Annotated in this window: 20 protein-coding genes; 8 read left to right on the top strand and 12 right to left on the bottom strand. The window is 62.7% G+C overall.

What is annotated here, in order from left to right; all coding sequences use genetic code 11:
- Positions 1-54: 54 nt before the first annotated feature.
- The 5 genes from VOI35_RS09645 to VOI35_RS09625 are packed head-to-tail and all read right to left on the bottom strand — an operon-like array spanning position 55 to position 5,080.
- Positions 55-927, bottom strand: a complete 873-nt coding sequence (locus tag VOI35_RS09645; protein WP_407275837.1) for an efflux RND transporter periplasmic adaptor subunit — start codon at positions 925-927, stop codon at positions 55-57.
- Positions 924-1,124, bottom strand: a complete 201-nt coding sequence (locus tag VOI35_RS09640; RefSeq protein WP_407275836.1) for a DUF1656 domain-containing protein — start codon at positions 1,122-1,124, stop codon at positions 924-926. The genes VOI35_RS09645 and VOI35_RS09640 overlap by 4 nt, the downstream gene beginning before the upstream one ends.
- Positions 1,114-3,153 carry an FUSC family protein gene (locus VOI35_RS09635; RefSeq protein ID WP_407275835.1) on the bottom strand — a complete coding sequence of 680 codons (2,040 nt, stop codon included), beginning with the start codon at positions 3,151-3,153 and terminating at the stop codon, positions 1,114-1,116. The genes VOI35_RS09640 and VOI35_RS09635 overlap by 11 nt, the downstream gene beginning before the upstream one ends.
- Entirely contained in the window at positions 3,150-3,650 is a 501-nt protein-coding gene (locus VOI35_RS09630) for a MarR family winged helix-turn-helix transcriptional regulator (RefSeq protein WP_407275834.1), read from the bottom strand. Before VOI35_RS09630 ends, VOI35_RS09635 begins: the two co-directional genes overlap by 4 nt.
- Positions 3,647-5,080 carry an efflux transporter outer membrane subunit gene (locus tag VOI35_RS09625; RefSeq protein ID WP_407275833.1) on the bottom strand — a complete coding sequence of 478 codons (1,434 nt, stop codon included), beginning with the start codon at positions 5,078-5,080 and terminating at the stop codon, positions 3,647-3,649. Before VOI35_RS09625 ends, VOI35_RS09630 begins: the two co-directional genes overlap by 4 nt.
- Before the next feature lie 256 nt (positions 5,081-5,336).
- On the opposite strand from VOI35_RS09625, the gene VOI35_RS09620 reads away from it, so the two are divergent.
- Positions 5,337-6,887, top strand: a complete 1,551-nt coding sequence (locus tag VOI35_RS09620; protein WP_407275832.1) for a DUF255 domain-containing protein — start codon at positions 5,337-5,339, stop codon at positions 6,885-6,887.
- On the opposite strand, the gene VOI35_RS09615 is transcribed toward VOI35_RS09620, so the two are convergent.
- The 4 genes from VOI35_RS09615 to VOI35_RS09600 are packed head-to-tail and all read right to left on the bottom strand — an operon-like array spanning position 6,855 to position 10,876.
- On the bottom strand, positions 6,855-7,769 hold the full coding sequence (locus VOI35_RS09615) for an SDR family NAD(P)-dependent oxidoreductase (RefSeq protein WP_407275831.1): 915 nt from the start codon (positions 7,767-7,769) through the stop codon (positions 6,855-6,857). The genes VOI35_RS09620 and VOI35_RS09615 overlap by 33 nt on opposite strands.
- Positions 7,766-9,352, bottom strand: a complete 1,587-nt coding sequence (gene murJ, locus VOI35_RS09610; RefSeq protein ID WP_407275830.1) for a murein biosynthesis integral membrane protein MurJ — start codon at positions 9,350-9,352, stop codon at positions 7,766-7,768. The genes VOI35_RS09615 and murJ overlap by 4 nt, the downstream gene beginning before the upstream one ends.
- 34 nt (positions 9,353-9,386) lie before the next feature.
- A complete protein-coding gene (gene dapE, locus VOI35_RS09605) occupies positions 9,387-10,535 on the bottom strand; it encodes a succinyl-diaminopimelate desuccinylase (protein ID WP_407275829.1) in 1,149 nt (382 codons plus the stop codon).
- On the bottom strand, positions 10,532-10,876 hold the full coding sequence (locus VOI35_RS09600) for an ArsC family reductase (RefSeq protein WP_407275828.1): 345 nt from the start codon (positions 10,874-10,876) through the stop codon (positions 10,532-10,534). Before VOI35_RS09600 ends, dapE begins: the two co-directional genes overlap by 4 nt.
- Before the next feature lie 128 nt (positions 10,877-11,004).
- On the opposite strand from VOI35_RS09600, the gene VOI35_RS09595 reads away from it, so the two are divergent.
- The 4 genes from VOI35_RS09595 to xth all read left to right on the top strand — a co-directional run bounded on the left by VOI35_RS09595 (position 11,005) and on the right by xth (position 13,855).
- A complete protein-coding gene (locus VOI35_RS09595; protein WP_407275827.1) occupies positions 11,005-11,322 on the top strand; it encodes a hypothetical protein in 318 nt (105 codons plus the stop codon).
- Positions 11,323-11,484: 162 nt separating this feature from the next.
- Positions 11,485-12,060 carry a LemA family protein gene (locus VOI35_RS09590; protein WP_407275826.1) on the top strand — a complete coding sequence of 192 codons (576 nt, stop codon included), beginning with the start codon at positions 11,485-11,487 and terminating at the stop codon, positions 12,058-12,060.
- A 27-nt stretch (positions 12,061-12,087) separates the two neighbouring features.
- Positions 12,088-13,002, top strand: coding sequence for a GIDE domain-containing protein (locus tag VOI35_RS09585; RefSeq protein ID WP_407275825.1), 915 nt, complete (start codon positions 12,088-12,090; stop codon positions 13,000-13,002).
- A 58-nt stretch (positions 13,003-13,060) separates the two neighbouring features.
- Positions 13,061-13,855: an exodeoxyribonuclease III gene (xth, locus tag VOI35_RS09580; protein WP_407275824.1), complete on the top strand. Its 795-nt coding sequence runs from the start codon at positions 13,061-13,063 to the stop codon at positions 13,853-13,855.
- 44 nt (positions 13,856-13,899) lie between these two features.
- Here xth and glnE read toward each other — a convergent pair whose 3' ends face one another.
- Positions 13,900-16,716 (bottom strand): bifunctional [glutamate--ammonia ligase]-adenylyl-L-tyrosine phosphorylase/[glutamate--ammonia-ligase] adenylyltransferase, encoded by a 2,817-nt coding sequence (gene glnE / locus VOI35_RS09575; RefSeq protein ID WP_407275823.1) that lies wholly within the window; start codon positions 16,714-16,716, stop codon positions 13,900-13,902.
- A 13-nt stretch (positions 16,717-16,729) separates the two neighbouring features.
- Entirely contained in the window at positions 16,730-17,122 is a 393-nt protein-coding gene (locus VOI35_RS09570; protein ID WP_407275822.1) for a hypothetical protein, read from the bottom strand.
- Between the two features lie 328 nt (positions 17,123-17,450).
- On the opposite strand from VOI35_RS09570, the gene VOI35_RS09565 reads away from it, so the two are divergent.
- From VOI35_RS09565 to VOI35_RS09555, 3 genes are all read left to right on the top strand, one after another.
- Positions 17,451-18,302 carry a metallophosphoesterase gene (locus VOI35_RS09565; protein WP_407275821.1) on the top strand — a complete coding sequence of 284 codons (852 nt, stop codon included), beginning with the start codon at positions 17,451-17,453 and terminating at the stop codon, positions 18,300-18,302.
- Between the two features lie 5 nt (positions 18,303-18,307).
- Positions 18,308-18,511 carry a hypothetical protein gene (locus VOI35_RS09560; RefSeq protein WP_407275820.1) on the top strand — a complete coding sequence of 68 codons (204 nt, stop codon included), beginning with the start codon at positions 18,308-18,310 and terminating at the stop codon, positions 18,509-18,511.
- Positions 18,512-18,582: 71 nt separating this feature from the next.
- Positions 18,583-19,368, top strand: a complete 786-nt coding sequence (locus VOI35_RS09555) for an exodeoxyribonuclease III (protein WP_407275819.1) — start codon at positions 18,583-18,585, stop codon at positions 19,366-19,368.
- A gap of 15 nt (positions 19,369-19,383) precedes the next feature.
- Here the strand turns inward: VOI35_RS09555 and VOI35_RS09550 are convergent, their stop codons facing one another.
- Complete coding sequence (locus VOI35_RS09550; RefSeq protein ID WP_407275818.1) at positions 19,384-22,014, bottom strand: diguanylate cyclase; 2,631 nt, start codon at positions 22,012-22,014, stop codon at positions 19,384-19,386.
- Positions 22,015-22,093 lie beyond the last annotated feature (79 nt).

Here is a 22,093-nt window from a genome sequence, read left to right as displayed (position 1 = left end):
TGCGCGGCGGTTGGCATTCACGCCGACGCAGGAGCCAGTTTGATCCTTCCCGATTCACGGATGGTCGGCGGGGCGAATCACGACGGTGCAGGTCATGCCGGCCGCAAGGTGCATATTGGCCGGCACCGGGTCGAGCTGGATGCGAACCGGAATGCGGCTCGCCAGGCGTACCCAGTTGAATACGGGGTTGACGCTGGCGGTCAGATCGGCGCCGACCGGGTTGTCGCGGTCGGTAATGGCGGGGGCAATGCCGGTGACCCTGCCTTTGAGCGGCTGGGTTTGGCCGAGCAGGGTGACTTCCGCCGGATCGCCGAGGGCGATTTTTTGTAGCCGGGTTTCTTCAAAGTAGCCGTATACCCAGAACGAATGGGCTTGGACTAAGGCCAATTTCGGCGCACCGACGGCGGCATAGTCGCCGGGTTGTAGCAGTAGATTGGTGACCGTGCCGGCCACGGGTGCGCGCACGGCCGTTCGTTCGAGGTTGAGCCGGGCCAAGGCCAGCGCGGCTTGGGCGGCTGCGCGTTGCGCTTCCGCCGCGCGCACGGCGAGCTTACTGTCCTGCTGGGTTTCGTGGGCGACGATCGAGGGATCCAGCCCTGCGCGCCGCGCGGCCTGGTCTTTTTTCAGGGCAAGCTGGATGTCGGCCTGTTTCAGCGCGGCTTCGGCCGTCTGGACGGCGAGCTCATAGCGTGCCGGGTCAATGCGAAACAGCAGCGCGCCCTGCTTAACGAGCTGGTTGTCCTGTACGGCGACAGCGACGACGCGGCCGGGTACATCCGCCGTTACCTGTACGATATCGGCACGCACCCGGCCATCGCGGGTCCATGGGGCATCCATATAGTCCTGCCAGAGCCGCCACCCCAACCAGGCCGCCAGACCGACAATCAACACCGAAAAGAGAAAGCGCGTCAGCGCCGAGCCGTTCATCGATACCACCATCCGCCCAGAGCGGCAAAAATACAGACAAAGACCGCAAAGCGCACCAGAGCGGGATGCCAGACCCAGCGCTCCAGCGGCAGATTTCGCGTCCATTCGGCCAGCAGCGCGTAGGCAATCACGCTGGCGAACAGAATCAACAAGAGCGTGGGCACGGACGCATCGAACAGGGGCCATTCACGCGGCATGAGCGGAATCCTCCGGACTGGGCACAAACTCTTGGTAGATCAGAGCCAGATAGTGTTGCACGCGCGAAGGCAAGGTGCCGGGGGTGAGCAGCGGAGGGATTTGCTGCGTCAGGCGTGCGGCATCCTGGTGCGCCAAGGCTTGCAGGACGGGCGCCAGGCGGGTCGTGTCCTCGCCCTCCGGCGCATGCAGTGTCTGGCGGAGTTCGATGGCCGCGCGCCCCAGCGTTTGCAGCCGCAGTGCCTGTTCGAGCTGCTGTGCTTGTTCATCGACGCGGACGCCCGGCAAGGTGGCCAGTTGGCGGACAAGTTCACGGGTATCGCGCTCAAAGGCACCACGCAGCCCGGCAAGGGGACGGGTACAGGCGCGAACCAGCTCGCGATCGAGTGCGGCGCGCAGACGGTGGCGAAACCACGGACTGTCGGTAGGTAAAATCAGCACGAACGACAGCCCGGCGACCGCGACCGCCAGCAGCAGGCCGATGCCATTGTTCAGCAACCCGGCCGGATCGAATACGGTGAGATTGGCGGGCAGTGCCAGCGTACTAAAAAACAGGCCAAACCCGACGCCAACCGCGCCGAAGCGGGGCGAGGCCATCAAATAGCCGGTCGCGAGCAGAAAAGGCAACCAGGCCGCGACCAGCAGCGTAAAGCCGGATAAGGCGGGCAGCAGACCGAATTGAAAGCCGACGGCGGCGATCAACGCCAGCGCAATCCCCTGCCCCATCTGCCCCACGGCGCGGGTCGGATTGGGGGCGGTCGCGAACAGGGCGCTGACCACCACGGCGATGGTGACCGCCAACGGGCCGGTCGGCCAGGCGGTGCCCAGCCAGAATGCGCTCATAACGATCAGCACGAGAACCGCGCGAATCCCGGCCGCCAACGGCACCAGATAATCCGTGCGGTGGATACGCTGCGCCTTGCGTTTGAGCGGCGTTGGTTGGGCATAGGGATTCAACAGCGCGGTATGTGCGCTGCCCAGCGCACGAAATTCGTGGAGCCATTGACGCAACAGGTGCAGGGTTTCTTCTGCGAGTCGGCGGGCGTCAGGCGAGGCGTTAACCGGTCGAGGGGTACGCCGTTGCCATGCATCGAGTTGTTCTGCCCATTGGGCCAAGGCTGGCCAATCGGGCATCTCGCGCGGGGTGCCGCCGGTGGACGACAAGCAGCCAACGCCGGGGAGAAAGGCGGGCGCGATCCAGTCTGCGACCGCGGCGTATTCGGGGCGTGCGAGCAGGGCTTGATGGCGATTGAGTACTTGCAGCGTGCTCGCGGCCGCCACAAATTGCGTGAGCCAATCGTCCAGCGCCCGATTTTCCGCCGCTGCCCGCCCGTCCGCGAACAGCGAGATGGCGCGAAAGTTGGTCATCGCCACCAACCCCTGCGTGGCCGTGAGGTGCAACGCGCCCCACTGCGCGGTCGGCAGCCCGCCGGTAATCACGCGTTCGGCGACGGCGGTCAAGCCCGTCAGCCGCGCCTGCGCCGTTTTGATGAGATCACCGCGCATCGAAACGGGCGCAATCAGGCCGCTGATGACGCTCGCGACGGTAATCCCAAGTAACACCTCGGTCAGCCGAGTGACGGCAATCTCAAACGCCTGGCCGGGGTCCAGTGCGGCGGGCAGCCCGACCAAGCAGGCGGTATAGCCGGCCAAGACAAAGGCATAGGATTGAAAATTGCGGTACCACGCGGCACCGGCAGTCAGTGCGCCGATCCACAGCGCCAGCGCGGCCAGAAACCAGAATCTGTCCTGTGCGAAGGTGGCGACCAGCAGCAGCGAGACGCCACTGCCGATCACGGTGCCGAGGGCTCGATAAAAGCCTTTGGCGACGACCAGACCGGTACGCGCCTGCATCACGATAAACACCGTGACTACGGCGGTTTGTGGCGAATCGAGCGCGAGCCGATAGCCGATCCACAAGGCCAGAATGGCGGCCAGGGCGGTTTTCAGCACGAACATCAGGGTGTCTGCTTCGCGCCGAAGCCCCGTCACGACGGGGTGCGCCCAGCGCGGGATGCGGGCGCTGTTCATGTTGACCCATCGACCAACTGACGCAGCAGACGCGCCAATTGGTGTTGATCCGTCGGGGTCAGGCACGCGAAGCGTTGCTGGATAACGGCCATGGCTACCGGCAGCACCGCGCTCAATCGGCGCTGTCCCTCGGGGGTGAGCGAGATCTGGACCCGCCGACGGTCGGCGGGGTCGGCGGTACGGCGCACCAGTTGCTGGCGGGCGAGTTCGTCACACAGCCGCGTGAGATTGGCGGGCTTTTCGTGGGTGGCGGCCGCGAGTTCACCGGGCGTCAAACGGTAATCGGCGGTGCCAAACAGCATCACCAGAACCGCATAACTCGGGTAGTTCAGACCATGTGTCTTGAGCGCGGTGTTGACTTCATCCGTCAACGACTTCGCCGCGAAATGAATCAGGCGTGCCAGCGTGGCGGTGGCTTGATCAAAGTCCGCGCTGCGCTCGGCCGTGCGTTGGAGCCGGTCGGCGGCGGCGGAGAAGGCAGTCGGGCGTTGGTTCATCGGGCATTCCTTTTCGGGGTGAGCTGATCCGGTATGCCGCCTCCAAGCGCGGTATACAGCGCCGCGAGCGCATCGAGCCCGGCGGCGTTGATGGACAGCAAGTTTTGACGCGCGCTGGCGAGGTGATCCTCGGCCGCGAGAACCGGCAGGGCATTGGTCAACCCGGCGCGGTAGCGGCGTTTGGCTTGATCGAGTGCCCGTTCCGCCAGAGCCTGCGTCTGGGTGGCCAGCGCGCGCTGTTCTGCGCCGAATTTGAGCGCGGTCAGCGCCGCGCTGGTTTGCGTCAGCGCGGTAATCAGGCTTTGGTTATACACGGCAACCGCTGCGTCATATTCCGCGCTGCGGGCCTTGAGCGTGCCGCGCAGGGCGCCGCCGTCAAACAGCGGTAAGCGGATGGCTGGCGTGAGGCCGAGATTGATCGAGCCGGGCTGTAAAAAAGCGATGAAGCTGTGCGCGGCGGCCAGCCCGCCCAAATACGCCGTGAGGTCGATATTGGGGTAAAAACGGGCTCGTGCCACCGTGATGCCTTCAGCCGCTGCCGCCACTTGCCAGCGCCGAGCGCGGACATCCGGTCGTTCCGCGATCCAGTTGGCCGGAATGTTCGCCGGCATCGCCCAGGCCGTCGCGAGCACGCTGGGTTGGGCGGGCAGCGGAACGGCCAGCACAGCGCCTTGCCCGGTGAGTGCGGCCAGTCGTTGTGCGGTGAGCGCGGCGAGCGACTGTCCTTGCGCGATGCGGGCGACCACTGCGTCTTCAGTTTGCTGGGCAGACAGCAGGGCTTGATCGTTCAGGAGACCATGCGCCAAACGAGCGTGTTCGATGGCGACGGTTTGCCGTGCAATGGACAGGCGGTGGCTTTCTTGTGCCAGAACCCCGCGAATGTGGGCGTACTGGAGATAGTCATGCACGATGGCCTGGATGAGCGCAAGGCGGGCGGCTTCATACGCACAAGCCGCCGCGCGGGTTTGATCGATCGCCCCTTGTGCCTGGGCGCGGTGTTCGCCCCACAGATCCAGGCTGTAATTCAGGCTGAAATTGAGCGAATTATTCCAGGTGGTCGAACCGCCAAACGGCGGTGGAAAAAATTGGTTTTCCGACCAATGTGCCAGCCCAGTACTCAATGCCACGCCGGCCTGGGGGTCGAGGCGCGCACCGGCAACCTCGGCGTGGCCGGCCGCCTCGGCCAGGCGGGCGCGGGCTTCGGCAAGCCCCGGATTATCGGCCAGTGCGGTGTCAATCAGGATCGTGAGGTTAGGGTCCCCCCAATCCTGCCACCATGCGCGGGTCACGAACGGGGCTGGCTGCTGCGAGAGCTCGGCGGTGAGCGTCAAACGATCGAGCGATTGGGGTTTGGCATGCGGCGCAATGCCCTCGGGGCTAATGCAGCCCCAGAGCATGATCGAGAGCACTGCGAGTGAGAGCCAACGCATGGAGAGTTTCCAAAATGGTTTTATGACTAATATTACACAAATGAAATAAATTGCAACGGCTGTCTGCACCTAATCACCGACGCGGCGCGTAAACCCGATACCGGGGCAGGCTCCGGGGGCAGGATGTCCGCAAGGAAACTCTGAAAAACCCATCCCGGGATTTATTCAGTCAGCCCTGTCGCAGTGGGCTTACGCCCGCAACGGGCTAAATCCGTCCAAGGATCGGTCAATTCAGGTTTTTCACAGAGGCGTGGCGATGAATCGAGTAGTGCGGGGGCTGGTAGCTCTGCTGGGGCTGTGGGCGGTGGGGATCGCGGCGGCGGCGGCCGCGCCGGTCGACTGGCAGCCGTATGGCTCGGCCGCGTTTGCCAAGGCCAAAGCCGAGCATCGGTTGATCTTGCTGGATATGGTGGCCGTGTGGTGTCACTGGTGCCATGTCATGGACGATAAAACCTATGCCGATCCGGCGGTGGCGAATCTGCTGAATACGCATTTTGTCCCCATCCGGGTGGATCATGACGCCCGCCCGGATCTGGCGGAGCGCTACCGCAATTATGCGTGGCCTGCGACCATCCTCCTCCGCCCGGATGGCACGGAGGTGTTTCGCGAAGCAGGGTTCATTGAGGCGGATCGGATGCGGCGGATTCTGCAGCAGGCCGAATCGATGCCGGCCTTGCCGCCCGAAGCGGAGCAGGTGGCGGCGTCACCGACCGCCCAGGCGGTTTTGGATCCGGCAGTTCGGCAAACCTTGCTTCAGCAGCACGCGGCCGCTTGGGATCCGGCGCTGGGCGGGTTGCGTTTGCCGCAAAAGTTTTTGGTCGAAGGCGAGGTGCGTTGGGATATGTATCTGGCCGAACAAGGCGATGCGGCCGCCAAGCAACGGGCGATTGCTTATCTTGATGCCGCGCTACACCTGATCGATCCGGTGTTTGGTGGCGCGTATCAATATTCCACCCACGGCGATTGGCAGCACCCGCACTATGAAAAGATTATGTCCGTGCAGGCCGATTATTTGCGGGTCTATAGTCGGGCGTATCTGCAATTTGGCGATGAGCGTTATCGGCAGGCCATCGCGGCGATTGCCGGTTATCTTGCTGAATTTTTGAGTGCGCCGGATGGTGGCTTTTATCCCAGCCAGGATGCGGACTTGATGCCGGGGCAGAAAGCGAGTGCGTACTTTGCCAAAAATCGGGCGGCGCGCCTGGCGCTTGGGGTGCCGAGGGTCGATCCACATGAATACACGGCGCAGTCGGCGATGGCGATGGAAGGCTTGCTTGATGCGTATCAGGCCACGGGCGATCGAGCGTATTTTTTTCGCGCGATGGCGGGACTCGATTGGGTTCTGCGGCATCGGCGGCTTGATGCGGTTGGCTTTCGACACGATGCGCACGATGCGGCCGGGCCTTATCTCGTGGACAATCTGTTCATGGCGCGGGTGTATCTCGCCCTCTATCGCATCACGCGCACGCCGTTATGGTTGACGCGCGCCGAGCAGATGGCCGATTGGATGGAGAAGCATTTTGCCCGGCCAGAGGGGGGAATGCTTAGTGCGGTTCCGGATGGCACGCCCATTGTGCCGGTGCCGCAAATCGACCAAAACCAGTGGGCGGCTCAGTTTTATTGCGCTCTCGCCCGCGCCAGCGGCAACCGGCGGTATCTGGACGCGGCAAATGCGATTTTGGCGTATTTGGCGAACCCGGCGGTCGTTGCCTCGCGCGTTTCCAGTGCGGGGGTGCTGTGGCTCGACGAGGAGCGCGCGCAATTGAACCGGGCATTACCGCCGGTTGGGCGCCGCCCCGCTCCCTGAGGGATCGGGCGGGCAATCCTTGAGCGCGGCTTCCAGGTTGGGGTAGCGCGGTTGCCAGTCGAGTGCCTGCCGGATGGCCTGCGCACGCACGCGCTTGGATTCGCTCAAGAACTCGCGGGACATCGGCGAGGCGCTGGCGAGCACCTCGGCCAAGGGGCGGCAGGGCGGCGGCGCCAGGCCAAAATGCGCGGCGGTGCGCAGATAAAGCATGCTCATCGGTTGCGGGTCGCCATCGCTCACATTGAACACCCCGGTCACCGGCGCGCCCTGTTCGGCGCGGGCGATCAGCCGGCCGTAGATTTCGGCGAGATCCTCGGCATGGATGCGGTTGGACCAGGGCGCGTCCTCCGGGCAGACAATCGCTGTCCCCGCGCGGATTTTGTCGAGTGGCAGACGGTCGCAGGCGTAAATGCCGGTGATCCGCAAAATCGCCAGCGGCACGCCCCGCGCGGCACCAAAGCGCTGGCTGCGTTGCTCGGCATCGAGCCGCCGCCGTCCGCGATCATGTTGTGGTGCGGCCGGGCTGTGTTCATCCACCCAGGCGCCGCCGACATCGCCATACACGGCCGTCGTGCTCGCGTAGATCAGTTGTCGCGGTGTGCCCCCCTGCCCTGCCTCCGTGAGCCAGCGTTGCAGTCGGCTGTCTTCGAGCCCCTGCGCCGGGGGCGGTGCGAAATACAGCCACAGCGCGGCCTCGGGGAGCGACTGCACCGGAATGGTGTCGCGATCGAGATCACACACCAGCGACTGCCAAGACGCGCGATGCCCAGCCGGTGCGCGCGCGGGTCGGCGCGCCAGCGTGATGATCGGATGATCGGGGTGCCGCTCGGCCACGCGGCGGGCGATATCGCCATAGCCAATCAGGATCAAGGGCAGGGTCATGAGGGGCTCCGGTGTGCGTCGGTACTGCGTAAACCCCGCCATATGGCTTTGGGATGCAGTCCCACCAGGGCGGCGGTGGCGGTGAACAGAACCGCGCCGCCGAGAATCAGGCCGGCCAGCCACAGCGCCCGGTGTGCGGCCGTCGCGCTGCTCCAGAGGGGCGCCGCCGGTTGTAGCCACGCCAGCACCGCGACCATGACGAGGGTCGCGACCAGCACTTGCGTGATAAAGCGCCAGAGCGCGGGATCGGGTCGCCAGGCGCCCCGGCGGTGAAGAAACACGGCCAGCAGGCTGACATTCACCCAGGCCGCGAGTGCGGTGGTGAGCGCGAGCCCCACATGCGCGGCGTGGCCGCCGAGCAGAAAAATCCATGGCAAGACGATCAGTGCTTTGAAGGCGAGATTGGCGCCCACCGCCACGAGGCCGATCTTGACCGGGGTTTTGGTGTCCTGCCGGGCATAAAAGCCGGGCGCGAAAATCTTGATCAGTAGGAAGGCCGGCAGCCCCAGCGCATAAGCACTCATGGCGAGCGCCACCATGTGGGTATCGAGTGCCGAGAACGAGCCATATTCGAACAGGGTCGAGAGCATCGGGGTGGCGAGCACGATCAGGCCGGCACACATCGGCAGGCCGAGCAGCAGCGTGAATTTGATCGCCCAGTTGAGCGTGCCGGTAAAGTCGCCCTGATCGGTGCGGCTGAACGCGCGGGAAAGCTTGGGCAGAATCACCGTGGAAATCGCCACCCCGAACACCCCGAGCGGCAGCTCGACCAGCCGGTCACTGTAGTACAGCCAGGACACGCTGCCTGCGACCAGCAGAGAGGCCAGAATCGTATCGACCAGCAAATTGATCTGGGTGACGGAGGCGCCGAACATCGCGGGCAGCATCAGCCGGATGGTTTTCCGCACGCCGCTGTGTCGCCCGAACCGGGGTCGCGGCAGCAACCCCAGCCGGGCGAGGAAGGGCAATAAAAACACCAATTGCAGGATTCCGGCCAGAAACACGCCCCAGGCGAGCGCCATGACCGGCTCGGCCAGATGCGGTGCCAGCAGCAGCGTGGCACCGATCAGCGCGATATTGAGCCAGATCGGCGCGAGCGCTGGCATGGCGAATTTGCCGAACGCATTGAGCGTGCTGGCGGCAAAGGCCGTGAGCGAGATGAAAAACAGATAGGGAAAAGTGATCCAGAGCATGTGCTCGGCCAGCGCCTGCTGGGTCGGGTCGCCGGAAAACCCCGGCGCGAACAGCAGAATCACCAGCGGGGCGGCGCTGATGCCGAGCGCCACCACCAGTGCCACCACGGCCGCGAGGGTGCCGAACATATGGTCGATGTAGTCCTTGAGTTCTTCGCGCGGGCTTTTTTCCCGGTATTCCGACAGCACCGGCACAAAGGCTTGTGCAAACGCGCCTTCGGCAAACAGGCGGCGCAGGAAATTCGGGATTTTGAACACCACGAAAAAGGCGTCGGTGGCGGGGCTGGCACCAAATACCCGGGCGAGCAGCATATCGCGCACAAAGCCCAGGATGCGCGAGAGCAGGGTCATGCTGCTGATGACCGCCGAGGAGCGAAGCAGGCTGGCCATCAGGCGTTCTGCCGGGGGTGGGCGGGGGTTGCCGTCATGCGGCGCGCGCCTGCAATTCGTCGAGCAGCGCTTCGTAGATTTGCGAGAGCGCCTGCAAATGCGCGACGGGGACTTGCTCGTCGATTTGGTGAATCGTGGCGTTCAACGGCCCCAATTCGATGACCTCGGCACCGGTGGGCGCGATGAATCGCCCATCGGAAGTGCCGCCCGCCGTCGAGGGCAGGGGGCGGGTGCCGGTGATTTTGGCCACGGCGGTTTCGATGGCCGTCACGAAAGCGCCCTGGCGGGTCAGGAAGGGCTGGCCGGAAATCGACCAGCTCAGGGTATGCCGCAGTTGATGCTTCGCGAGTAGATCGGCCACGCGCTGCTGAATGTCGGCCACGGTGGTTTCGGTGTTGAAGCGCAGGTTGAACTGCACCGTCAATTCGCCCGGAATCACATTATTGGCGCCGGTGCCGGCCTGAATATTGGCGATTTGCAGGGTGGAGGGCGGGAAATGCGCGTTCCCCCGATCCCATTCGATGGCGGTGAGTTCGGCGAGAAAGGGCGCGGCGCGATGTACCGGGTTGTCGGCCAGATGCGGGTAGGCCACATGCCCCTGCTTGCCGTGAATCACGAGATTGGCGGTGATCGAGCCCCGGCGGCCGATTTTGTATTCATCGCCGAGTTGCGCCCGGCTGGACGGCTCGCCGACCAGACACCAGTCGATGGTTTTGCCCTGCGCGCCCAGCCAGTCGATGACCTTGACCGTGCCATCGACCGCGACGCCTTCCTCATCGCTGGTGATCAGGAATGCTAGGCGGAAGGCGGGTTCCGGCACGCGCGCCAGAAACCGTTCGCAGGCGGTGACCATCGCGGCGATCGAGCCTTTCATGTCGGCCGTGCCGCGCCCGATCAGCACGCCATCGACCACCGTGGCGGCGAACGGTGGCACGGACCAGGCCGAGAGGCTGCCGGCCGGTACGACATCCGTATGACCGGCAAAGCAGAACAAGGGGCCGCGCTGGCCGCGTTCCGCCCAAAAATTATCGACGACGCCAAAGCGCAGCGGGGTGCAGCCAAAGCCGAGCGCGGTGAGCCGTGCCATGAGCAGCGGCTGGCAGCCGGCATCGTCCGGCGTGACGGAGGCGCGCGCGACCAAGTCTTGCGCGAGGCGAATCGTGGGGTCGGAGTGAGGGGTCATACGCAGACTTCTTGCCAGAGGAGGGGGTCAAAACCGATCAGCGTGCGCTGCGGGGTGACGAGGATTGGCCGCTTAATCAGGCTGGGATTGTGCAGCGCCGCCGCGCGGGCGGCTGAGGCATCCATCGTGTTGCGCGCCGTCTCGGGCAGGCTTCGCCAACTGGTGCCGCGCCGGTTGATTACCGTTTCCCAGCCAAATTCGTTTAGCCAGTGTTCGAGCTGCGCTTCGGGCACCCCAGCCTTTTTGAAATCATGGAAGGCATAGGCGACAGCCCGGTCGTCGAGCCAGCGCCTGGCCTTTTTCACGGTATCGCAGGCGGAAATTCCGTATAAAACAAACATAATCAATAAGATACCTAAGAAATTCCGATGTGCCGATATAGGAAAGTTTAATGGAAGGATTCTGCCACGGCTGACTAGACTCCTCTTGCGTAATCCATCCGTTCAAGCGTTGTCGACAGGAGTTCGCGATGAGCCGAAAACAAATTGTACGCCGGGTTTTGGGGATTGGGTTTGGTCTGGGCTTGAGTCTGGGGGGGGCGTCAATACAGGCGGCGCCGCATGATCCGAGTTTTGGTCAACAGTTGCATGCAGAACATTGCGCGGGCTGTCACAAAGCACCCCACAACGCGGCATTCTACGAATCCCGGCGCGGGCAAAAAATCCAGTCGCTCGCCAGTTTGCACACCATGGTGGGTGCCTGCGCCAATCATTTCAACATCGGCTGGTTTGAAGAAGAAACCGATGCCGTCACGCAGTACCTGAACACCCAGTATTATCGGTTCTAAGGAGGCTCGGATATGAAAGCCCGGATGGGCGGATTTTCCGCGCCGCCCTGTGGCAGAATGGGGCGCTGGTCATCACGCCGGGCTCATCATGCCGCCGGAGGGGATGGCCTTGGATAATCCACAAGATCCGGCCTGCCGCGCCGGACGATCAAGGAGCCAGAGATGGGTGTCACGCTGTCGGTGCTGTTGTTTATCGTCGGATTGATCGTCGTTTGGGCCATCATCCTGTACAACGGGTTGGTGGTGCTCAAGCACAATGTGTCGCAGGCTTGGTCGAATATCGATGTCCTGCTCAAACAGCGCCACGACGAGCTGCCCAAGCTGGTCGAAACGGCGCGGCAGTACATGCAGTATGAGCAGGCCACGCTGGAAAAGGTCATGCAGGCGCGTGCGGCGGTACACGGCGCCCAGGAGCGCGGCGATTTGGATGCGCTGGGCTTGGCTGAAGGCCATTTGCGCACCGGGCTTGCCGGGTTCTATGCCGTGGCGGAGGCGTATCCCGAACTGAAGGCCAATACCAGCTTCCAGCATCTGCAACAGCGCATTTCCAGTCTGGAGAACATGATCGCCGACCGGCGCGAGTTCTATAACGCGGCGGTCAACATCAACAATGTGCGCATCGAGCAGTTCCCGGATGTGCTGATTGCGCAGTTGTTCCGTTTCCGTCCGTTCAAACTCCTCACCTTCCGCGAGGATGAGCTGCAGGATGTGTCGGTCAAGACCCTGTTCTCATCGTAACCCGTTCCCGGCGCGCGCCGAGTCCGTATGGCGGCTTATCAACAGTGGCTGAACACGCTGACCCCGAACGAATACCACGGCTGGCTGTTCGGGCTGCTGGTCGTGCTGCTTGGCGTGTTGGGCGCGGGAATTTATTGGTTGCGGCAGTCGGCCTGGATTCGCAATACGCCGACGGCGCGGATTGCGTCGGCGTCGCAGGGCTATGTCGAAATCGAGGGGACGGCGGAGCTCGATGCGGATCAACCTTTGGCTTCACCGCTCACCGCGACCCCCTGTGTCTGGTTCAGTGTTCAGGTGGATCAGCGGAATTCCGAGGGCAAAAAAGGCTGGCAACGGATTTATCACGCGGTGAGTGATGCGTTGATCACGGTGCGGGATGCCACGGGGGGCTGTTATCTCGATCCCGATCATGCCACGGTGACCACGGTCAGTACGCGCGTCTGGTACGGTGACACCGAGCGGCCGATCGTGTCGGCTGGGGTTTCGTCGAGTGGCTGGTTCACCGGGTCGTATCGCTACACCGAGCGGCTGCTCCACCCGGGCGAGGCGATTTATGCCCTGGGCTGGTTCCAGACCATCGAGCATGATCCGGCGATCGTCGAGCAGGATTCGGTTCGGGCGTTGCTCGCGGCGTGGAAGCAGGATCCGGAGAAGATGCGTGCCTTCGACACGAATCGAGATGGGCAGATCAGTGCGGAGGAATGGGAGGCCGCGCGCCAGGCGGCGGTGACGCAAGTGGCGGCGGCGCAGCGCGAGGCTCGCCCACCGGCACAAACGCATCTGATGAATTATCGTGCCGGCATGGGTCGCCCGTACCTGATTTCGGCACTCGATCAAACCGCGCTGGCGCGGCGTTATGGCCGCTGGGGTCTGGTCTTGTTCGCCAGCAGTCTGCCGCTGTTTTTTCTGTTGATTACCGCCTATTACCTGCGTACCGCCTAGTTCGGCCTGCTCGTTGGGCCTGTGACTTTGGCTTCGCACCCTGCCCGAAGGAGCCCCTGTGACCGCGATCGCCACCTGGAATGTCAATTCGCTGAATGTGCGCCTGCCGCAGGTCTGCGACTGGCTGGCCGCCGAGCGCCCTTCGATCGTCGGTTTGCAGGAACTCAAGCAGGTCAATGAAGCGGTGGATACCGCCGCGTTGCAGGCCGCGGGCTACCGCGCCTTGCTCAATGGCCAGAAAACCTACAACGGGGTGGCCTTGCTGTATCGCCAGGGTTTGCCGGAGCCGACCGAGATCTGTACCGAGATTCCCGGATTCGATGACCCGCAGCGCCGCGTGATCGCCGCAACTTTCGGGCGATTGCGGGTGATCAATGCCTATGTCGTGAATGGCGAGTCGCTCGATTCCGACAAATTTGCCTACAAGCTTCGCTGGCTGGCGGCATTTACCGACTGGCTGCGCGCAGAAGCCGCCGCGCACGACAAGCTCGTGATCATGGGGGATTTCAATATCGCGCCAACCGATGCGGATGTGTACGATCCGGCGGCCTGGCAGAACGCGGTGCTGTGCTCACCGGCCGAGCGACAGGCGTTTGCGGCACTGCTCGCGCTGGGGTTGACCGACACCCTCGGCACGCAGGCACCGGCGGGAAGCTTCACCTGGTGGGATTACCGGGCAGCGGGTTTTCGGCGCAATCTGGGCTTAAGGATCGATCATATTCTGGTGAGTCCCGCATTGGCGGCGACCGCGTGGCAATGCCGGGTGGATAAAACCCCGCGCGGTTGGGAACGGCCGTCGGATCATGCGCCGGTGCTCTGGCAGACCGAGGCGGGTGCGGCGCTGTTCGAGTAAGGTTGCGTGCGGGAAAACGGCGGGGCGCTGTCCCCGCGCCGGCTTCAATCGGCAAAAATCTGTTGCCAGGCGTCGATGACGATCGCGCGTTCCTCGGCAAAGTCTTCGGGTGGCACGGCGAGGCTGGCTTCATCCAGGGTGAGATGATGGCTGGCATCGCGCAGGCGTTGATACGCCGAGACGAGCCGCTCGGCCAATCCGGTGTCGATGACGCCCCCCTGCGCGAGCGCGCGCAACTGGCGGATATTGTCGGTGTGCTCGATCAGGCTCGGAGCATCGACGGCATGCCCCAGCAGCAGAAATTGCACGATAAATTCGATGTCGGTGATGCCGCCGACCCCGCGCTTCAAATGAAACAGGCCGCGCGCGGTGTCCTTGTCCAGTTCTTCGCGCATTTTTTGCCGCATGCCGAGCACGCCGTCGCGCAGGACGACTGGATCGCGCCGCTGGCAAATGGCCGCTTGACGAATCTCGGCAAAACGCGCCCGGAGCGCCGGGCTGCCGCTGATGACCCGCGCCCGGCACAGCGCCTGGGTTTCCCACAACCACGCCTTGTGTTGTTGGTACTGGGCGAACGCCTCGATGTGGCTGGCGAGCAAGCCGCCCGCACCATCGGGGCGCAGCCGGGTATCCACTTCGTAGAGCACGCCCGCCGGGGTGCGGGCACTGAGGGCGTGGATGATTTTTTGCGTGAGGCGGGCGAAATAGACGGCATTGTCCAGCGGCTTGGGGCCGGTGGTCTGTCCTTCGGCTTCATCGGCATCATGCAGGAACACCAGATCCAGATCGGAGCCATAGCCGAGTTCGATCCCGCCCAACTTGCCATAGCCGATGATCGCCAGTGAAGGCTGACGATTGCCGTTGTCGCAAGGGCAGACTGGGTCGCCATGCCGGGCGCGCAGGGGGCGGGCGGCAAAATCCAGCACGGCGTCGAGCACCACTTCCGCCAGCCAGGTGAGCTGATCGGACACGCGCATGACCGGCAGCACGCCCATCACATCGGCCGCAGCCACCCGCAGGGTCGCCATCTGCCGGAACCGGCGCAGCTCATCGAATTGTCGCTCTTCATCATCGGCAAAGCGCGCGAGAATGCTCGCCAGCTCCTGGCGGAGCGCCTCTTTGGCGGGCGGGTGGTACAGCGCATCGGCATCGATGAGTTCATCGAGCAGAATCGGCTGCTGGCGGATCAATTTGGCGATCCAGGGGCTGGCGGCACACAGCTTGACCAGATGCGCCAGCGCTTGCGGCTGCTCGATCAACAGCGCGAGATACACCGAGCGGCTCAGGACGGCGTCGATCAGGGCGAGCACCGCATCCAGCGTCTCGGCCTGATGCGGGTGCTGGGCGATCTCCCGCAGTGCCTGCGGCATCAGGGTGTTGAGTCGTGTCTGCACGGTGGCGCTGAGCCCGCGGTGCAAAGTTTTGCGCCAGTCGCGCAGCTGGCGGATTGTCCCCTCGGGGGTGGTGAGCCCGGCTGTTTGCAGCGCCTCCAGGGGCAGATCCTCTGACGAGATGGACTGCCAGAGGCGATGAAACGGATCCGATGCGCTGGGCGCGCTGCGGTCGGTATTGAGTACGGCGCTGAAGTGGCGGTGAATCTGTTGTCGGTGCCGATTCAGTTCCGCGAGAAACGAAGGCCAGTCTGCCTGATTCATCGCCCGGGCAAGGCGCGCCTGATCTTCCGGCTGGGTCGGCAGGGTTTGGGTCTGTTGGTCATACTGCATTTGCAGGCGGTTTTCCGCCCGGCGCAGAAAATCGTATCCGGCGCGCAATTCTTCGACGGCAGGGGCGGGCAGTTCGCCCATTTGTGCCAGGGTGTCGAGGGTGTCGAGGATGCGTCGGCTCTGCAAGGCCGGTTCACGACCGCCGCGCAGCAGCTGGAATAACTGGCCGATAAATTCGACTTCACGAATCCCGCCGGGGCCGAGTTTGATGTTGTCGGCGAGATTTTTGTGCTGCATCTCCCGCTCGATGGCCTGTTTCATGTCGCGCAGTTGGGCGAACGCGCCAAAATCTAGGTACTTGCGGTACACAAAGGGCTTGAGCAGGTTGAGCAGGCGGGCGCCCGCCGCAAAATCCCCCGCGATCACCCGCGCCTTGATCAGCGCGTACCGCTCCCACTCGCGGCCGATCGTGGTGTAGTACACCTCGGCCGCGTCAAAGGGCAACGCGAGGGCGCCTTCGTCGCCGTGGGGACGCAGGCGCATATCGACGCGGAACACGAAGCCCTCGGCAGTGACTTCATCCAGACTGCGAATCAGGCGTCGCCCCAGCCGGGTGAAAAACTCACTGTGGCTGAGTGGGCGGGCACCGTCGGTTTCACCTTCTTCCTCAAACAGGAAGATCAGATCAATATCCGAGGAATAATTAAGCTCCTGTCCGCCGAGCTTGCCCATGCCGAGCACCACGAGTTGAACCGGCTCGCCGCCCGCATTGCGCGGGCTGCCATGCCGGGCGGTGAGCGCCTGCTCGTGGTGACGCAGCGCGTGTTGCACCGCCTGATCCGCCAATTCGGACAAATCCAGCAGGGTTTCTTCGGTTTCGGCCAAGCCGCAGAGATCCCGCCAGCCAATCCGGATCATTTCCTGTTGGCGTAACTGGCGCAATCGGGCATCAAAGGCCTCATCGGTCAGGCCAGTAAGCGCCGCATCAAAGCGGGCGGCGAGATCGCCCGGCGCATTGCGGGTGTTGAGCAGCGGCAGCAAGCTTGGCCAAAGCCCATGCGTTCGTGCAAGGTATTGCGCGATGAAGGGGCTGGCAGAAACGACGCGGAGGAGTTGCGTGGATTGTTCCGCCGTGGCGCCAGCGGCGGTTGCGGCATCGATCAGCGCCTGATGCGGCGTGGGGGAAGGTGGAGCCATGCGAGCGCGAGAATCAGCCAGCGGCGGCTGCCACGGCGCTATCGGCCTGCTCGACCAACTGTCGGCTCAGATAGAAAAGCCGCATTCCCTTGATGGCATCGGCCGGTCGGTGTGCCGCACGGACGGATTCCACGACACCGCAAAGAATTTGCCGCCCCTGAGGCGCGGTGTCGTCGTACACCACCAGCTCATCGCCAATCTCGGCCGCCATCAAGCCGGCGACGGTCAATCCCTGCTCGGATTCCCGAGTGAGAACGGCCAATTGCGGTGAGCCAAACTGGTTCAGCTTTTGAAGCTGAACCGGCCGCGCAACAAAGTCTCCGCGGCGTTCTTGTTGTTGTTCGTGCGCGATGAATTCGGCAATGTCGCTGGGCGTCAAGGGGGATTGAGGAGGCGTTTCAGACATCGCAAGCCACCAAGTATGGAAATGACATGTCGATTCTGGCGGAGTTTGGCTCGTCTGGCTAGCAGGTCGTTGAAACACGCTTTTCAACGGCCTGCTAGGAAGCTCGGCCAGTGGTTCTGGGTCTGGCTTGAGCGATTGCACCGAAAGACTTAAGCATCAGCCGGTTAGCGGGACTAATTCTTGACAGGCGCGCCTACCGGGTGGCATGATCGGGAATCAATTTTCTCACCCTTGGGTGGCGGCTTTCTTGGCGCCCGTCGGTGCGTTGTTTCTGGCGTACTTTTGTTGTTGCGCCTGCATGACCCGTCACAGAATTTACCGATTATTAATGACATTATTCAAACAATTACTGAATAACCCGCATGGGCGTGATTTTGTCGTTGGCGATTTGCACGGCAACCTGGCGCGGCTGGAAAAAGCGCTGGAGTATCACCAGTTCCGTCCTGAAGTGGATCGGGTAGTGGCCGTGGGGGATTTGATCAATCGCGGCGCGGATTCGCTCAACACCCTCCGCCTGCTGTCTGAACCCTGGTTTTTTTCCGTGGCGGGCAATCATGAGCGCCTGCTGAGCCAGCACCGGCACGCCTTGTTGCAGCGCCAGTTGGAAGCGCCGGCGCGCCAACGGCTGAAAACGGCGGGCGCGGACTGGTTGCTGGATGCCTACGATGCACTGAATGATGACAAATGGGCGGATCTGATCACGGAAATCCTGAACTTGATCAGCCAGATGCCGCTGATGATCCAGATTGGTAATGGCACCCGCGCGGTGGGCGTGGTGCATGCCGAACTGCCCGATTGGGAATGGAGCCGCAGCGTGTCGCGGCTGGAACGCATCAAGAAAGTGCGGTTCTGGGATCAGGCGCGGGAAGAGCCGACCATCGAGCCGATTCTCTCCGGTCGTACCCAGTTCCAGTCGCTGTTGCGCGGGGATCATCAGGATCGCGCGGTCAATGGCATTGCTTGGGTCATCCACGGCCACAGCATTTTGAATGCGCCGCGCCGGGCCGGGAACCGTCTCTGGATTGACACCGGAGCGTATGAAAATCAACCGGATCGAGGGCTTTCTGTGGTTGAGGTGGGGGAGTCCCTGACCGTGACCACCCATTTCCGGGATTTGCGCATCCGCACGGAGCGTTTTGCCCCGCATTATCAACCCCGTTTTTCTGTTGCCGTGAGTTAGTTGTATTGAAAACCGCATTGCATCATGAGCTCGATGGCTTGTCTGTCGCCGAACTCGAACGGTTGATCCAGTCCATCGATGCCGAGCTGAGTCAACGCCAGCGCCGTGCCGCCCGCCCGCCGGATGAGCAGGAAATCGTGCAGGTTTTGTCTTTTGAACTCAAACGCCATCGCAAACAAAAGGACGAGGTGTTCAATCCCTTTGCCTGAAGGATGCGTGCGCAGGGGTCGCCGCCGCCGGGGTGTCGCGGAGTCGGTTTGGATGGAAAAAGGGGCGGCGGATGCGGGTGATTTCGTTTAATGCCAATGGCATTCGGTCGGCGGCCAGTAAAGGGTTTTTTACCTGGCTGGCCACCCAGTCGGCCGATTTCGTGTGTATTCAGGAAACCAAGGCGCAGCCCGATCAACTGACGGATGCCCTGTTTCATCCGCTGGGGTATACCACGGCCTATGTTTCGGCCGAAAAGAAAGGCTACAGCGGGGTGGCGATCTATGCGCGGCAAGCGCCACAGCAGATTCATCGGGCGCTGGATCTGCCGGAATTCGATGCCGAAGGGCGCTATGTCGCCTTTGAATACCCGAATCTGCTGGTCGCCTCGCTGTATTTGCCCTCGGGGTCCGCGGGCGATCACCGGCAGGCATCTAAAGACCGATTCCTGATCGAATATCTACCCAAACTCGCGGCGTTGGCGGCGGGCTCGAAGCCGGTCATTCTCTGCGGCGACTGGAATATCGCTCATCGGGCAATCGATCTGAAAAACTGGCGCAGCAATCAGAAAAACTCCGGCTTTCTGCCGCACGAACGCGCATTTTTGGACAGGGTATTCGGCGAATTGGGGCTGGTCGATGCCCAGCGGCATTTGTTGCCGGATACCCCGGTATATACCTGGTGGTCGAATCGGGCGAATGCCTGGGCCAACGATGTGGGGTGGCGGATCGATTATCAGATCATTTCGCCGGTTTTGGCGCCGTGCCTGACGCGCGCCACCGTTTACCGGGCGGAAAAGTTTTCCGATCATGCCCCGCTGATCATTGACTACGCCCCGGGTTGTGTCGGGATCGAATAGGCGCCGCGTCGCCGTTCAAAGGATCGGTTCGGGCGGTGTGCTGGGGGATTGGCTGGGTGGAATGCTGTCCGGCGCAGGGCGAGGCTGATCGAACCAGTGCCCCTGCACCCAGGTGATGCCGGCGGCTCGAATCGCCGCGAGTTCTTTGGGCGTTTCGATGCGGTGCGCGATGATGGTGACGGACAGCGTGCGTGCCAGACCCAGCAGGCTGTCGATGAAGGCGCGATCCCGGTCGATGCGTTCGCGGTTGGCCAGCCAGTTGGCATCTAGTTTGATGAAATCCACGGTATATCGGCGCAGGTGCTGGAACACCCAGTGGCCGGAGCTGGCGTCGTCGATGGCGAATTTGAAGCCAAAATTGTGCAGTTCTTCGACAAAATGATCGAATAGGTGCAGATCGGCCAGCGATTCCCGCTCATTGAGCTCAAACACCAGGCGATGGCGGGCAATGCCGAGCGTATCGACACGCTGAGCGATATCGCTCAGGTAGCGACCCTGCCGCACCGTGCGGGGTGAGATATTGATGAACAGCAAGCCATCACCGTGTTGCATGGGTTCTTTTTGCAGCAGCAGGTCAGCGATGGCGAGATCAAATTCGGCAATGACCCCTTTGCGTTCGAGCAGGCCAATGAAATCCTGCGCGACCAGCCGCCGCTTGCCGATCATGATGCGGGCAAAAACTTCGACCCCCACGCGATGCAACAGCAATTCTTCCGCCGGATCGCCGGGGGCGTTTTCGATGTGGAAGATGGGCTGGAAGTCGATCTCCAGGCCGCCATCGTGCAGCGCAGCCAGCAAGGCCTGTTCCTCGATGACCGGGTGCGGCAGATCATCGAGCGGTGCGTCGCTCTCCGGAAAGGCGAAGCCATTCTTGCCATTCTGCTTGGCGCGATACATTTGCGCATCGGCGATGGCAAACAATCCGCGGGCGGTTTCGGCATGCTGCAGCCCCATGGCGATGCCGACGGAGAGCGAGGCTCCGACGGTGCTGCCGTCTGGCGCGCGCAGGCGGAACCGACGCAGTTTGGCGAGCAGGCGCTCGGTGACCATGATGCTTTCTTTTTCGCCGGCCTCGGGCAGAATCGCGGCAAATTCATCGCCGCCGTAGCGCGCCAGAATGTCGCCAGAACGCAGGCTGTCTTGCAAGGATTCGGCCACTTGGCGCAGAAACTGGTCACCGAAGGCATGGCCGTGGGTGTCGTTGATCGACTTGAAGTTGTCCATGTCGATCACCAGCACGGCAAATGCATAGCCATGACGGGCGGCACGCCCCACCTCGTAGTCCAGCAACGACCAGAACATGCGCTGGTTATACAGGTGGGTGAGGGGGTCGCGGGTGGCGTAAAACTCCAGATCTTCGGTGTGTTTTTCAATCGCGCGCACCGAGCCGATCACATTCAGCATTGTGGAGAGGATGGATTCGATCACCAGTTGCGCCACGGGTTCGGCGAGCGCGCTGTGCGGCACGATGACGCCCACCACGCCGCGCAGCGCCGGGGTATCGATTTCGATTTTCTTGATGCGCAGATCAATGCTGGCCGGATCACTCAGGCGACGGTTCGACTGCTTATCGATGCTGTGTTGGCGCGGAACCAGTGCCGCCAGGCTCACCCCAAGGCTGGTGCTGATGGTTTGCCGCACCCGCTGGCTGATGCTGGCTGCCACGGATTCATCCGGCGGGTCGAACCAGAACAGCTCGACCCCGGCCGGTCGTTCGCCTACGGCAAAGGCCGCGAACACGCCATGCACCTCGATGACGGTATTGATTTCCCGCAGCAGGTTGCAGACATAGCGTCGCCAGTCGCGCACCACATCCGAGGTGATGACGAACCGTTCGAGCAGGTGGATTTCGAACTCCAGCAAATTACGATCCACCGCGAGATGGCGCACGCGGTCGGCGAATTGGTCGGCAGCGGCCAAGACCCCATCGAGCTCGGTAAAGCCGAGTTTCGCGTCGGCAAAGCGGAGCGTGGAAAGATCCTCCACGCGTTCGATCCGGGCGATGGCCATTTTGAGCGATTGCAGCGAACGACCCATGCGCCCGGAGAGCAGTAAGGCAATCAGCAGCGCGGTGAGCAGCGGGATCGGCATGATCCAGAGCATCCGCTGCCAAAGCTGCTCATGCGCACGCGCGGTGAGTGTCGCTACCGGCTGGGCAATCGAGAGGACACCCAACACATTGCCCGCCTGGGCGTTGGTGTGGCAGGCCAGGCATTGGGTTTCGGCAATCAGCGGGCGGTCATAGCGCACCAGCCCAGCGGCCATCTGCACCTGCGCCTGGCCGGTTTTAAAGGCGGCCAGCACGCCCTGATCCGGGTTGGGTTGTTCGATGGGGCCATATTGGGCAATGACGCGGCTGCCGCGATACAGTTCGATGCGCGCGCCCTCGTTGTTGGCCTGGGTGCGGATGGTGGCGAGAAACTCATTGAGCTGCGCCCGCGTCCAGCCCTGGCGCATAATCTGGTACATGGCATTGAAGGTGCCGTCGGCGAGCGAGGCGGACATTTCGGTAGCAGATTGCCGCACCGCGCGATCAAACACATCCGCCGTGGCCCAGTACATCGCCGCCGCCACCAGCAGAGAAACGCCCAGTGCTGAGGTAATGATCAAAAACCGGATCGAACCGAACCAATGGCGGATAGCCAAACTCAACTTCCTTTGTTTGTGTCCAATCAAACGCGCAAATTTATCCCGAGTTTAGCGAAAATTAACCGGGTCATTGATC

The sequence above is a fragment of the Halothiobacillus sp. DCM-1 genome (genome assembly GCF_045689735.1).
Taxonomy (GTDB): Bacteria; Pseudomonadota; Gammaproteobacteria; order Halothiobacillales; family Halothiobacillaceae; genus Halothiobacillus.
The sequence above is the reverse complement of the archived record's forward strand: the minus strand, read 5'-3'. Positions and strand labels throughout refer to the sequence as shown.